General features: G+C 59.9%; 9 protein-coding genes. 7 read left to right on the top strand and 2 right to left on the bottom strand.

Annotation, left to right across the window (positions count from 1 at the left end; translation table 11 throughout):
* Positions 1-204: 204 nt before the first annotated feature.
* Complete coding sequence (locus I9H09_RS25945) at positions 205-1,869, top strand: putative bifunctional diguanylate cyclase/phosphodiesterase (RefSeq protein ID WP_024671125.1); 1,665 nt, start codon at positions 205-207, stop codon at positions 1,867-1,869.
* 12 nt (positions 1,870-1,881) lie between these two features.
* Here I9H09_RS25945 and I9H09_RS25940 read toward each other — a convergent pair whose 3' ends face one another.
* Entirely contained in the window at positions 1,882-3,264 is a 1,383-nt protein-coding gene (locus I9H09_RS25940) for a NorM family multidrug efflux MATE transporter (protein WP_122347418.1), read from the bottom strand.
* 155 nt (positions 3,265-3,419) lie between these two features.
* Here I9H09_RS25940 and I9H09_RS25935 point away from each other — a divergent pair, with 155 nt between their 5' ends.
* The 6 genes from I9H09_RS25935 (at position 3,420) to I9H09_RS25910 (ending at position 12,387) form a co-directional block, all read left to right on the top strand.
* Positions 3,420-4,340, top strand: a complete 921-nt coding sequence (locus I9H09_RS25935; protein WP_024691102.1) for a LysR substrate-binding domain-containing protein — start codon at positions 3,420-3,422, stop codon at positions 4,338-4,340.
* 181 nt (positions 4,341-4,521) lie between these two features.
* Positions 4,522-6,498 carry a methyl-accepting chemotaxis protein gene (locus tag I9H09_RS25930; RefSeq protein ID WP_122347419.1) on the top strand — a complete coding sequence of 659 codons (1,977 nt, stop codon included), beginning with the start codon at positions 4,522-4,524 and terminating at the stop codon, positions 6,496-6,498.
* Positions 6,499-7,006: 508 nt separating this feature from the next.
* Complete coding sequence (locus I9H09_RS25925; RefSeq protein WP_005894610.1) at positions 7,007-7,726, top strand: class I SAM-dependent methyltransferase; 720 nt, start codon at positions 7,007-7,009, stop codon at positions 7,724-7,726.
* A 265-nt stretch (positions 7,727-7,991) separates the two neighbouring features.
* A complete protein-coding gene (locus I9H09_RS25920; protein ID WP_122324874.1) occupies positions 7,992-9,644 on the top strand; it encodes a Na/Pi cotransporter family protein in 1,653 nt (550 codons plus the stop codon).
* Between the two features lie 57 nt (positions 9,645-9,701).
* Positions 9,702-11,078: a M16 family metallopeptidase gene (locus tag I9H09_RS25915; protein WP_122324875.1), complete on the top strand. Its 1,377-nt coding sequence runs from the start codon at positions 9,702-9,704 to the stop codon at positions 11,076-11,078.
* A gap of 97 nt (positions 11,079-11,175) precedes the next feature.
* Positions 11,176-12,387 (top strand): DUF5924 family protein, encoded by a 1,212-nt coding sequence (locus I9H09_RS25910; protein ID WP_122347420.1) that lies wholly within the window; start codon positions 11,176-11,178, stop codon positions 12,385-12,387.
* A 4-nt stretch (positions 12,388-12,391) separates the two neighbouring features.
* Here I9H09_RS25910 and I9H09_RS25905 read toward each other — a convergent pair whose 3' ends face one another.
* Positions 12,392-13,633 carry a nucleoside recognition domain-containing protein gene (locus I9H09_RS25905; protein ID WP_005894626.1) on the bottom strand — a complete coding sequence of 414 codons (1,242 nt, stop codon included), beginning with the start codon at positions 13,631-13,633 and terminating at the stop codon, positions 12,392-12,394.
* Between the last annotated feature and the right edge of the window lie 14 nt (positions 13,634-13,647).

The raw sequence follows: 13,647 nt of genomic DNA, 5'->3' as shown, positions 1-13,647 counted from the left end.
GGCGGTAAGAGGGGTCGTCTGCGAAAAAGGTCGGGCATTTTAACAGGCCCACAGGTTTGTGCAGCGATCATCGCGACGGGCAGTGACCGCTATCTAATTTTTCTGGTTTTGTTACATTTGCGCCGCGACGCGACGATACGTGTATCTGTTGGGCTCCCGCGAGAGCGTGGCCACCGGTTTTTCCTTTGTGCTTAGGAAGTTAGATTGCCTACACCTGTCGAACCCCTGCGATTGCTTTTATTGGCACACGAGCCTTTCTGGCAGGCGCTCCTGAACGGTTGCGTCGCCGCACCGAGCGGTAACATCACACTGCTGCATGGCGCGAACTGGGACGTTTTCAGTGCCCGGTACGGTGATGAACGCAATACCGTCCTGCTGACCACACCCGACCTGCAGCCCAGAACCGGCGCTTGCCTGCTACCCACCGTAGTGCTGCTGGAAGAGGAACCGCTGGTCGCGCCGAGCGGTGTCTGCGACTGGCTGGTGCGCGACACGCTGACCGGCGATGTACTGCGCCGTTGCCTGCGTTATGTGCATGAGCGCAGCAGCCTGGAAGACACCTTGCGTCGCCTGGCAGGTCAGGACCCCTTGACCGGCATCGCCAACCGCCAGGGTTTTCAGGCCCAGCTGGCCACCCGTCTGGCCGAGGGTGGCAACCTGGCGATGGGGCATCTGGACCTGGACAACTTCCGCCGCGCCAACGACTCGCTGGGGCATCAGGCCGGTGACCGGCTGATTCTGCAAGTGGTGGCGCGCCTGAAAAACCAGCTGGACGCCGGTGATCAGATCGCCCGACTCGGCGGCGACGAATTCGCTCTGCTGATCGATACCCAAGCCACACCCGCACGCGCCCTGCAACTGGCCGAACGCATTACCGACGTTCTGGCAGAGCCTTACTGGATCGATGGCGAAAGCCTGCTGCTGGGTTGCAGCCTGGGCATTGCCCACTCGCAGAGCCGTCTCGAAGCCGACCCGCTGATGTGGCACGCACATATTGCGATGCGTCAGGCCAAGAGCATCCAGGGCTGCACGTTCCACCTGTTCGACGAGCGCATCAACCGCAATGCTCGCAGCCTCGCCGACCTGGAAGGCGAGCTACGTCGTGCCTTGCGCCGTGACGAGATGGAGCTGCATTACCAACCGCGACTGTGCCTGAGCAGCGGCCGCGTGGTCGGCCTGGAAGCGCTGGTGCGCTGGCGTCACCAGGAGCGCGGGCTACTGGCGCCCAGCGAGTTCGTGCCGCTGGCCGAGCAGAGCGGCCTGATCGTGCCGCTCGGTTACTGGGTTATCTTGCGCGCCCTGCGCGACATGCAGACGTTGCGCGAGCAGGGCTTTGCGCCGCTGCACATGGCGATCAACCTGTCGTTCAGGCAGTTTCAGGACAGCCAGTTATTGCCGACATTGAGCCGCCTCATAGAGCAACACAGTGTTGACGCGCGCTGGCTGGAATTCGAGCTGACCGAAACCGCAATCATGCGGCGCAGTGACCAGGTCAGACAGACCATGGAAGCATTGCGACGGCTGGGCGTGCGGTTCTCGCTGGACGACTTCGGCACTGGCTATTCATCGTTCATGCACCTCAACAGCCTGCCCATCGCGCTGCTCAAGATCGACATGGGTTTTGTCAGCCAGATGGAAACACGCGAAGAAAACCGCAAGCTGGTCAACGCGATGATCAATCTGGCGCACAACCTGAACCTGGAAGTGGTTGCCGAAGGCGTCGAAACCGTCGGGCAACTGGAGTTGCTGCGCAGTTTCGGTTGCGATCAGGTGCAGGGCTATTTGCTGAGCAGGCCACTGCCGCTGGATGAACTGATGACCTATCTGTACTCGGAAGCCTCACACACAGAAGCTTTGACCTCCGCCTGAGCAGGCGCCAGGTCAGCCCGACACAAGCAGCCCTGCGGCCTGCCGCCGCAACAGGCGGGCGGTCTTCCATTCAAACGCATACGTCAGCGCCACTGCCGAACAGAACAGGCCCAGCGCCAGCCCCCACCAGACGCCTGATGCGCCAGCGTCGGTAGAGAAGCCGAGTACCCAGGCGGCAGGCGCGGCGATCAGCCAGTAACAGCCCAGACCGATCAGAAAGGTCGTGCGTGCATCCTTGAGCCCGCGAATCGCGCCCATGGCAATCGTCTGGGTGCCGTCGAAGAACTCGAACAACGCTGCAATGGCCAGCAGTTTGGCGGCCAGCACGACAATCTCAGCGAACGCCGGGTCGTCGATATCCAGAAACAGGCCGATGACCAGATGCGGTGCCAGCCAGAACAGCATCCCGAACATCAGCATCACGGCACCGCCAAAACCGATGCCCAGACGGCCAGCCATGCGCACCATCTCCAGGTTGCCTGCACCGTAATGCTGGCCGATACGCATGGTCACCGCGTAAGACATTCCCACTGGAACCATGAACGCCATAGACACCGTTTGCAGGGCGATCTGGTGCGCTGCCATCTGCGTGCTGCCCATTGCGCCCATGCAGAACGCTGCAAATGTGAACAGGCCGACTTCCACCGCGTATGTCCCGCCAATCGGCAGGCCCAAGCGCCACAGCTCTTTCAGGTGACTGCGCGACAGTTTCGAGAGCCCTTTGCTGATCGGGTAAGCCGCGTAGGCCGGATGCCTTTTGATATGCAGGGCCAGGGCCAGCGCCATGCAGTTGGTCACGATGGCTGTGACCAGCCCGATCCCCATCAGCCCCAGATTGGGCAGGCCGAGCCATTGATGGATCATCGCGTAATTGAGAACGAAGTTTGCTGCCGCGCCAGCCAGGCTGATGGCCATGACCGGCCCTGCACGCCCCAGAGCGCTGGTGAAACCACGCAAGGCCATGAAGCTGAGCAAGCCGGGCAGGGCGAGGGGCAGGGTGATCAAAAATTGAGCTGCCATATGCACATTGGCTTCGGCCTGCCCGAATTGCAAAAGGATCGGCTCAAGGTTCCACAGCAACAACGCAGCGATCAGCGCCATGCCCCAGGCCAGCCACAATCCGGCCTGGGTCAGGCGGGTCGCGCCTTCTGCATCGCCGGCACCATGCCGAATCGAAACCAGCGTACCGACCGCAGCCATCACGCCGACGCAGAAAAACGACACGAAGCTGTATGTGGCAGCGCCCAGCCCGCCGCCCGCCAGCGCTTCCGGTCCGATCTTGCCCATCATCACCGTGTCGGTGAACACCATCAGCATGTGCGCCATTTGCGATGCGATCAGCGGCCCGGCCAGGCGCAGGATGATCCAGAGTTCTTTGAGGGCGGGATGCTGCATGGTGGCAATGCTCTACGGCGGAGTTCAGATGGACGCCTATTCTGGGTGGATACGCGCGCAAGCACAAAACGATAAATGCGATGCTCAGCATGACTAAAACTCATGCGAGATGATTTGCGTTACAGTGACTGCCCATCGCCGGCAGGACGCTATGCATGTCCCGTAATCTTCCTCCTCTTTACGCACTAAGGGCATTTGAAGCTGCCGCACGACATACCTCGTTCACGCGCGCGGCTGAAGAACTATCAATTACCCAAAGTGCAGTAAGCCGTCATATACGCACCTTGGAAGAGCATTTCGCCTGCCGTCTTTTTCAGCGTAATGGCCGCAACTTGCAACTTACCGAGTCGGCACGTGCCTTGTTGCCCGGTGTACGCGATGGCTTTCTGGCGCTGGAGCGGGCCTGCAGCACCCTGCAGACCGAAGAGGGCATTCTGCGCATGAAAGCGCCCTCTACGCTGACCATGCGCTGGCTGCTGGCCCGTCTGAGTCGCTTTCGTCATCTGCAGGTGGGCAACGAGGTGCAATTGACCAGCGCCTGGATGGACATCGATGCCGTGGACTTCGCCCAAGAGCCGTTCGACTGCGCGATCCTGCTCAGTCATGGGCACTTCCCATCGGATTGGGAAGCTACCCTGCTGTTCCCGGAGCTGTTGATCCCCGTGGGTGCGCCGACGTTGCTGCAAGATCCGCCATGGGACGTCGAGCGTCTGGCCAAGGCGGAGTTGCTGCACCCCACGCCCGACCGACGTGACTGGCGCACCTGGCTGAACCGCATGGGCCTGGCAGACCAGGTGTCGCTCAAGGGCGGGCAAGTGTTCGACACCCTCGAGCTGGGAATGATTGCCGCAGCACGCGGCTATGGCGTGTCGATGGGTGATCTGCTGATGGTCGCCGAAGACGTGGCGCAATCGCGCTTGAGTATTCCTTGGCGCACAGCTGTGTTTAGTGGCGAAAACTATTATCTGGTGTGGCCGCGCACAAGGCCCGGTGCAGAGAGGTTGCGGCGCCTCAGTGATTTTCTTCAGTCGGAAGTGAAAGCCATGGAGTTGCCGTTAGTTGAAATACTGAAATGAAAATTTGTTTAGTATTGAACTGCCATCATTTGTTAATGTCTCGCCTCGCGCTCAAGTAACGATCTTGCTAGCCGAAGCATTTCCTGACGACTGCCCCTGCGGCGGCTTAAAACCTTAACTTAATTCAGCTGAATGGTAAGCCACGGACCCGGCGACTCCAATCATTTGGCGTGGAGTCTCTATGTCCAAGCCCCGTACCCGAATTGCCTCGCAACTCGGTATTGCTCTGGCAGTGATCCTGGCAGTTGTCATCAGCGGCAGTACGCTATTTGCCTTGAGGTCTCTGGACGCATCCAATCTGGTCATTCGCGAAGAACACATGTCGAGCGAAGCCAGACTGCTGGCCGATCAGCTCAACACGTTCCACAGCACGCTGCGCGACAGTACCCAGCGCTTGAGCGGATTGTTCGAGAAGCGCTTCGCCGGAGGCCTGAGTTTGCAGGCTGACAAGCCGGTTAACGTAGCGGGCACGCAGACCCCCAGCCTGTATTCCGGCGATACCGCGCTGAACAATGACTTTGCCGAAGTCGACGAATTTCGCTCGATGACCGCAGGCGTGGCCACGATCTTCGTGCGCAGCGGCGACGACTTCATCCGCATCAGCACCTCCCTGAGCAAGCAGGATGGCACTCGCGCCATCGGCACCGTGCTTGATCGCAAGGGTGCAGCGTATGAGCGCTTGATGGCCGGCCAGAGCTACGTCGGCAAAGCGGTCCTGTTCGATCGCTATTACATGACCCAGTACAGCCCGGTTCGCGACAGCAGCGGCAAAATCATTGCGGCACTGTTCGTGGGTTTCGATTACACCGATGCGCAGAAAACCCAGTTCGACAACCTGAAGAGTTTCCGTATCGGCTCCACCGGTTCGCTGGCCCTGCTGGACGACAAGGGCACCTGGCTGGTTCCGCCTGCGGGCGTCAAATCTCCGGAAGGCGCCGCAAAAGCCGTTGCGGACCTGGCCAGCAAACCAGGCAAGGCGCAGTTCTGGGATGAAGGTGGCGATGACTATTACAGCGTAGGCCAACCGTTTGCCGGTGGCCCCTGGACAGTCATTGCCAGCATGCCACGCAATGAAATCAGCGAAGTGACCTGGAGCGTGGGCACCCAGTTGGCTATAGGCAGTCTGCTGGCCATGCTGATCGCAGTCATCAGCGCCATCTGGCTGCTGCGCAGCAAGCTGCGGCCGCTGTCGGAACTGGTCCGTCAGGCAGATGCCCTGGGCGCCGGCGACCTGAGCGTTCGCCTCAACGTCACCAGCAATGATGAAATCGGGCAGTTGTCCGGCAGTTTCAACAAGATGAGTGAAGCACTGTCGTCGATGGTGTCGCACATCCGCATCGCCGCGCAGGAAGTCAGCAGCCGTGCCAACGCACTGTCCGGTCTGTCCGGTGGCGCTTTCGAGGGTATGGAGCAACAGTCCGGCGAGATCACCAGCATGGCTGGTGCCGTCGAGGAGTTCAGTGCCACGTCGATGAACATTGCCGACAACATGGGCAATACCGAGCGTCTGGCGCAGGAAAATGCGCAACAGACCCGAATCGGTCGGACCTCGATGGACGAAGCGTCTTCATCGCTGCAACAGATCGCGACCTCTCTCGGCAGCACGGCCAAGGTCATCGACACACTGGGTCAGCGTTCACAGGAAATCGGCAGTATCGTCGGGGTGATTACCTCGATTGCCGACCAGACCAACCTGCTCGCCCTCAACGCCGCCATCGAGGCTGCACGTGCCGGTGAACAAGGCCGCGGCTTTGCCGTGGTGGCGGATGAAGTTCGCAGCCTGGCGTCACGAACGCGCGAAGCCACTGACGAAATCTCCGGCATGATCGCCAGCATCCAGCAGGAAACCGGCAACGCGATCAGCACCATGCAACAGGGCAACACCCTGATGCAGGAAGGCCTGGCGCTTAACTCCAAAGTGGCCTCTGCGCTGGCGCAGATCGACGAACAGAGCCGCTCGGCAGGCCATCAGTTCGCAGCCATCACCACCGCGACCCAGGAGCAAAGCAGCACAGCGACCATGCTCAGCAGCAACTTGCAAAGCATCGCCATGGCCAACAGCGAACAACGCCAGGTGATGTCCAACCTCGCGATCACCGCTCAGGAACTGAACGGCCTGGCGACTGAGTTGCGCAATGAGGTTGACCGGTTTCGTTGAGTGCTCATATCTGATCAGCCTGCCAATGCTCAGCACTGTCGTGCGGCCGGTACGGAGTAAACCGGGTTCAGGGTGCAATGGGCGGCCGTATTGCGGTCGCCGACATGAGCGCCCGCTCGCCTGGATATCAATGGTCGGTGTTAACAGGGCGGCCATTGCCGAGCGGCAGGCAGCATGGGTGTCTGAGTTGCCATAGTCGTCTCTGCTGATAAGTGATTTGTCACCATGTATCTCAAATGAGACACAAGCAACGCCTCGCGTCATCAGCCCTTATTTCGCCAAGTGAGTTCGAGTTGAGCTCAGGTTAGCGCTTTCACGAAATTGAATAGTCAGCCGATAACCCGCTGTATCAGCGGATATTTCCGATAACCCCGCATCACCAGACGCCGACTCTTTGAAAGCCCCTACACTTTATTGACTGATGCCTGAACCCGACGCGGATGTTTCAGCAGAATCCCCGGAATACCTCATCCAGCCCACCGCAATTACCTCGTCAAGGATTCCGACCATGAAGCAATATGTTGAAAACTATCAGCCCACCGAAGGCTTTCCCCCTGCAACGGGCTACGTGGAAGGTGATTCGGTCTCTCCAAAGGCGATGATTTTCCATATCCTGAAAGACCCGGGCGCCGAGGTTGAAGTGCTGGATATAGGGTTTGGCTCCGGTACGCTGGGGGCTTTGATCAAATCAAACCCGGACACTGCACACTGGTCGGTGGACGGCATCGATGGCTGGGAAGCCAATTGCCAGAATTCGCAGCTGTATGAAAACGCCACCTACCGCAATATCTGGCATGGCCTGGCTCAGGAATTGTCATCCGAGCGACTGGCCCAGTACCGGATAATCTGCCTGCTGGACGTGGTCGAGCACCTGACGGCTGACACTGCCCGGTGGCTGGTGCGGACGCTGCTGTCCAGTCTGGGGCCTGATTCCTACCTGTTTATCAGCACCCCTTTGTGGTTCTACCCGCAAGATGCTCAGCAGGACGGCGATCTTGAGGAACATCTGATCGGCGTACCGGCTTCGTCGATGATGGCGCTGTGTCCGCACCTTTATGCGGTCAATCAGCCGCTGATTGGCGGTTTCGTCTTCAGCCGCCGCAGCCTGGATTTCATCGAGTTTTTTCAGCCCACTGCGGATAAATCCTTTTCGTATGAGAAGGGCATGACCGTCGCCAAGGCTGTCGGGATGAAATTCGACCCCAACGTCGCGTTCACAATGGATTGACCCGGCAATCGGCTTGCCTCCCTTGGGCGGCAGGCGCGCATTGGCATGAACAATTCGTGGCGTATCTACGTCAGGTGCAAGTAAGCGACATCAAAATACTGATTTATGACACTTTTATTTCAATGAAACCCGCCCTGTGCGATGCTGGCGCCAAGGCCAAAGGCCGACTAAAGCTTAGTGGAGCGCTACAAACCCATCCCCGCTCGCTACACGCTGCATCTTTAATTTTATCGCCTGAATGGGCAAAACTCAGGGGGCTTTCTGCATGCTGACCCTGCTCGATTTGTTGTCTGCCGTTGCCCTGCTTATCTGGGGCACGCATATCGTGCGCACTGGCATACTTCGTGTTTACGGAACGCAACTGCGCCGTCTGCTCAGCCAGAACATGTCCAGACGACCACTGGCCTTCATTGCCGGCATTCTGGTCACAGCCCTGGTACAGAGCAGCAACGCCACGGCCATGCTGGTGACGTCTTTCGTGGGCCAAGGCCTGATGACGCTGACGCCAGCGCTGGTGATCATGCTCGGGGCCGATGTAGGTACGGCGCTGATGTCGCGCGTGCTGACGTTCGACCTTTCATGGCTGTCACCGCTGCTGATTTTCCTTGGCGTGGTGTTTTTTCTGTCGCGCAAGCAGACCCGTGCCGGGCAGTTGGGTCGGGTCGGTATCGGTCTGGGCCTGATCGTGCTGGCTCTGCAATTGATCGTTGCAGCCGCTGCGCCCATCACTCAGGCGGCGGGGGTCAAAGTGCTGTTTGCCTCGCTGACCGGCGACCTGCTGCTGGATGCGCTGGTGGGCGCTATGTTCGCATTGATTTCCTATTCCAGCCTGGCAGCGGTGCTGCTCACTGCCACGCTGGCAGGCACCGAAGTCATTGGCTTGCCGGTCGCGATCGGCCTGGTGATCGGCGCCAATATCGGCAGCGGTCTGTTGGCTTTTCTCAGCACCAGCATGCAGAACGTCCCGGGCCGGCAGGTTGCGTTGGGCAGCCTGCTGTACAAACTGCTCGGCCTGCTGCTGATCATCCCGGTGCTTGACCCGCTGGTTGAATGGATCGACACGCTGGGCTTCCGGCCGCAGGAGCTGGTCATCGGCTTTCACTTGATCTACAACACCACGCGTTGCCTGATCATGCTGCCCACGGTGGGACCAATGGCGCACCTGTGTGCAGCCTTGCTGCCGCAGCAGAACGAGGTCGGCGGCCTGGCCAAACCTCGTCATCTGGACCTGGCCGCGCTGGCGACGCCCAGCCTTGCTCTGGCCAACGCCGTACGCGAAACGCTGCGTATGGGCGATCTGATCGAGAGCATGCTCGGCTCAATGTTGGCGGTGCTGCGCGGTACGCAAACGGCAGTCACACAGGAAGTACGCCGCCTGAATGATGATGTCGAAGCGCTCTACAGCGCGATCAAGCTGTACCTGGCGCAGATGCCGCGTGAAGACCTCGGCGAGCACGATAATCGTCGCTGGGCCGAGATTATCGAGCTGACCATCAACCTCGAACTGGCCAGCGGCCTGATCGAACGCATGCTGCGCAAGATTCAGCAGCAGAAGACCGCGCATCGTCGTTCGTTCTCTGAGGTCGGCCTGGAAGAGCTGGCCGACCTGCAGATCCAGTTGCAGTCAAACCTGCGTCTGGGGCTTTCGGTATTCCTCAGCGGCGACCCGGAAAGCGCACGGCAGTTGTTGCGCGAGAAACGCCGTTTTCGCGCGCAGGAGCGACGCTTGGCACATGCCCATGTCAGCCGCCTGCGGCAGAAGGTCGTGCAAAGTATCGAGACCAGCTCGCTGCACCTGGAACTGATCGCCGATATGAAGCGCTTGAACTCGCTGTTCTGCAGCAGCGCCTACGCAGTGCTCGAAACCGCTGACACTGGCGCCCTGTCCAGCGAGGACGAGCCAGAGCGATCACTGTGAACGTAAGGGCCGGGGTGAAGTCTGTTACACATACCGGCCCGCCAGGAAAGCTGTTTTATGCGTTGCCTGCTGTTCGCTTGTCTGCTCCTCGGCTCATTCCCTTCGTTTGCCCTTGACCGTCTTCAGGTCGAGGGCTATCTGCTGCCCAACGGTTTGCAAGTCCTTCTCAAACCCGGATACGAAAAAGGCCATGTCGCGATTCGGCTGGTCGTCGGCATCGGTTTCGATGACTTCCCGTGCCAGGACAAAGAGCTGCCGCACTTGCTTGAACACCTGCTGTTCAGCGGGGTTGATGACAGTGGCGAAGGCGGGCTTGAGGAGCGCATGCAGGCACTCGGCGGCGAGTGGAACGCCTTCACCAGCAATGCCGACACCACATTTGTGATCGAGGCGCCCGCACGCAATCAGCGCAAGGTGCTGGACCTGCTGCTGGAAATCATGACCCGCACAGAACTCAGCCAGGCGCATCTGGATGGCGTCAAACGTGTCGTCGAGCGCGAAGACGGCGGGCACTCTTCACACTTGCAGCGCCTGCTGGACCGGCGCGATTCGGGCCGCAGCGCCAGCAGCCAACTGGCAGTAGAACTGGGTCTGAAATGCGCCGAGCGGCCAGAAGTGGGTGGCATCAAGCTTGAGCACATCGAAGAGGTATTCGCCAATTGGTACGCCCCCAACAACATGACCTTGATTGTGGTCGGCGACCTGGACAAGCTGCTGCCGGCGTATCTGGAACGCACTTACGGCAAACTGGCGCCTACCGACCCGATCGATCATCCCCCGCTGGCGCAAAGCAACGGTTCCGCCGAGCCGCGCCGTGAGCTGCAACGCGGCGGACTGGGTGACAGCGCAAAGCTGCACCTGATCTACCCCGAGCCACAACTGGACGACCAGCACGACGAAACCTGGGACCTGGTCAAGGGCTATCTGGACTGGGCGCTCTATACCGAGCTGCGCCTGAAGCGCAATCTGTCCTATGGCCCTTCGGCGGAGCGAGAAGTGTTCGGTGACAGCGGATTTTTGAGCCTGAACGCCGATGTAGAGCGCGACGATGTCACAGAAGCCGAGCAGGATATTCGGGCGCTGGTCGAGACCCTGCAGAAAGACGGCATGCAGCCCGCCATGTTTGCGCGCTTGCAGCAGCTCGCCATTGACCGCCAATCGTGGGCCACACAAGGCAACAGTGCGTTGGCCGACTACTATTGGAGTGCGCTCAACGATTACGAGAAAGGCCGCTTTGAAGATCCGGCCAAACGCATCAAGGCCGTCAGTCTGGAAACAGCCAATCGAGCCATGCGGCAGTTGCTTGCTCAGCCGGGTTATATGCGAATTGAAAAACCGCTGCTCAGCTATGAAAGCCTGTATGGCTTGATTGCCGGGGTGCTGAGCCTGATCGTTGCCTTGGGCATCTGGCGCTGGCGAACACGACACAAATAGCATTGCGACGCCGAACTGCACGTGGGGTGCAGTCATCGCGCAGCGTTTGTTACGCTGCGCGTTTTTTTGTATGAACAGAACCGAGTGAACAATCGACATGCTTGACGTGAACCGCTATGTGACACCCGTGCTCAACTTGATGCAGCGCTATCCGGGGCTCATTGCGGCATTTGGTTTCGTCTCCGGCATCGCCAGTTTCATTCTGGTTGATCGCCAGGCGGGTCTGGCGACCTGGATTGCCGTGGTGATGCTGATCAGCTGGCTGTGGCTGATGGTCGAAAACACCATGGTCGGGCTGCTCAACAAGGCACTGGGCCGCGAGATTCCACAAGGCCTGCTGCGCTATGGCACGCAGATGATCCACCAGGAAAGCCTGTTCTTCGTGTTGCCGTTCTTTTTCATCACCACCACCTGGAACAGCGGTCAGGCTGTGTTTACCGCAGCCTTGGGCGCCGCCGGGCTGATCTCGATCATCGATCCGCTGTATTACAAATGGCTGGCCCCGAAACGCTGGCTGTTCATGACGCTGCATACGCTGACCCTTTTTGCTGCCTTGCTCACGGCGCTGCCGATCATCCTGCATCTGACCACTGCCGAGAGCTACAAACTGGCGCTCGGCGTCGCCATGCTGTTATCGGCTCCCAGCCTGATGTCGAGCTTTGCGCTGAACACCTGGCGTAGCGCGCTGACCGTGTTCGCGATGATCCTCGCCATCGGCGCTGCGGGATGGCTGCTGCGCTCGTGGGTGCCACCTGCCACGCTGTGGCTGACCGAAGTGGCGGTCAGCCCGGATTTCGACAACAAAAACCGTACACCAGGCGACAGCATCTCGCTGATCAGCGCCAAACAGTTGCGCAACGGCGGCTTGTACGCGTACACCGCCATCAACGCACCGCGTGGCCTGGATGAGCGTATCTACCATGTGTGGTGGCACGAAGGTAAAGAGATGGACCGCATCGCCCTGGACATCCACGGCGGGCGCAAGGAAGGCTACCGCGCCTGGACGCGCAAGCAGAACTTCCCCGAGGACGTTACCGGCCGCTGGCAGGTGAGGGTGCTGACCGAGGACGGACAGATGATAGGTGTGCTGCGCTTCGTGGTGACGGACAACGATCAACCGACAGAAAAGCGCCCGACCGGTCGAATCATCAAGCTCAAGCCAGGAGGCGACTCGGCGGAAGAGGCAACGCCTGAGGCTGCCCCCGAAAAGCCTCAGGCCAGCGAGCCTAAGGCGGATGACCCGGCTGCCGGTTCGACGCCAACCGAGCACGCGCCGGCTGAATCGACGCCCGCCGAGCCGGCGCCTTGACGTCTTAGCTGGCGGTGGCGCCGAAGAACCAATAGCAGACGAAGATGGCCGCCACCACGCCGGAAAATTCGGCCAGCAGCGCGCAACCTACCGCATGGCGGGCGCGCTGAATGCCCACGGCGCCAAAGTACACCGCCAGTACATAGAACGTGGTTTCGGTACTGCCCTGAATGGTCGCTGCCGCCAAAGCGGCGAAGCTGTCCACGCCTTGGGTCTGCATGGTTTCGATCAGCAAGGCGCGCGCGGCACTGCCGGAAAAGGGTTTGACCATTGCAGTTGGCAGCGCATCGACAAAGCGCGTGTCCAGCCCCAGCCACTCCACCAGATGCCGAATACCTTCAAGGCCGAAATCCAGCGCGCCGGATGCCCGCAACACGCCCACCGCGCAGAGCATGGCGACCAGATAAGGCAGCAGGCTCTTGGCAACATCGAAGCCTTCCTTGGCCCCTTCCACGAAAGCCTCGTAAACCAGCACCTTGCGTAGCGTGCCGATGAGCAGAAACATCATGATCAGGCCGAACAGCGTGAGGTTGCCCAGAATGGACGACAAGCCCGCCAGTGCTGCCGCAGACAGTGTGCCAAGGAATGCCATGAACGTGCCCAGCAGCAGCGCACCGGGAATCAGGTAGGCAAGCACCACCGGGTCCCAGAGACGCAGGCGCTGCATGAACGCGACCGATAGCAGGCCGACGATCGTCGAGACGCTGGTGGCGAGCAGGATCGGCAGAAATACCAGGGTCGGATCGGGCGCACCCTGCTGGGCGCGGTACATGAAGATCGTCACCGGCAACAGCGTCAGGGACGACGCATTGAGCACCAGAAACAGGATCTGCGCGTTACTGGCGGCAGTCTTGCTCGGGTTGAGTTCCTGCAAAGAACGCATGGCCTTCAGGCCGATAGGCGTAGCCGCGTTGTCTAACCCAAGTGCATTGGCGGCAAAGTTGAGGGTTATCAGACCCAGCGCCGGGTGGCCTGGCGGGACTTCCGGCATCAGGCGCAAAAACAGTGGCCCGAGGACTTTGGCCAACCAATCGACAATACCGGCCTTCTCGGCGATACGCAGAAAACCAAGCCACAAGGTCAGCGTACCGAACAACAGCACCATGACCTCGACCGAGAGCTTTGCCATGGCAAAGATGCTTTCGACCATCGCCGCAAAAATCCCCGCATTGCCGCCCACCAGCCATTGCACCAGTGCGGAAATCGTCGCCACGACAAAAAAACCAAGCCACAGGCCATTGAGCATCGGATAAGTCCCTC

The sequence above is a fragment of the Pseudomonas tremae genome (genome assembly GCF_023278125.1).
Lineage (GTDB): Bacteria > Pseudomonadota > Gammaproteobacteria > Pseudomonadales > Pseudomonadaceae > Aquipseudomonas > Aquipseudomonas tremae.
This window is presented reverse-complemented; position numbering and strand designations above follow the sequence as displayed.

Coding starts and splice junctions, on each gene's coding strand:
- I9H09_RS25940 (WP_122347418.1), bottom strand. CDS start 3,264: ATGCAGCATCCCGCCCTCAAAGAACTCTGGATCATCCTGCGCCTGGCC.
- I9H09_RS25905 (WP_005894626.1), bottom strand. CDS start 13,633: ATGCTCAATGGCCTGTGGCTTGGTTTTTTTGTCGTGGCGACGATTTCC.
- I9H09_RS25930 (WP_122347419.1), top strand. CDS start 4,522: ATGTCCAAGCCCCGTACCCGAATTGCCTCGCAACTCGGTATTGCTCTG.
- I9H09_RS25910 (WP_122347420.1), top strand. CDS start 11,176: ATGCTTGACGTGAACCGCTATGTGACACCCGTGCTCAACTTGATGCAG.
- I9H09_RS25915 (WP_122324875.1), top strand. CDS start 9,702: ATGCGTTGCCTGCTGTTCGCTTGTCTGCTCCTCGGCTCATTCCCTTCG.
- I9H09_RS25920 (WP_122324874.1), top strand. CDS start 7,992: ATGCTGACCCTGCTCGATTTGTTGTCTGCCGTTGCCCTGCTTATCTGG.
- I9H09_RS25935 (WP_024691102.1), top strand. CDS start 3,420: ATGTCCCGTAATCTTCCTCCTCTTTACGCACTAAGGGCATTTGAAGCT.
- I9H09_RS25925 (WP_005894610.1), top strand. CDS start 7,007: ATGAAGCAATATGTTGAAAACTATCAGCCCACCGAAGGCTTTCCCCCT.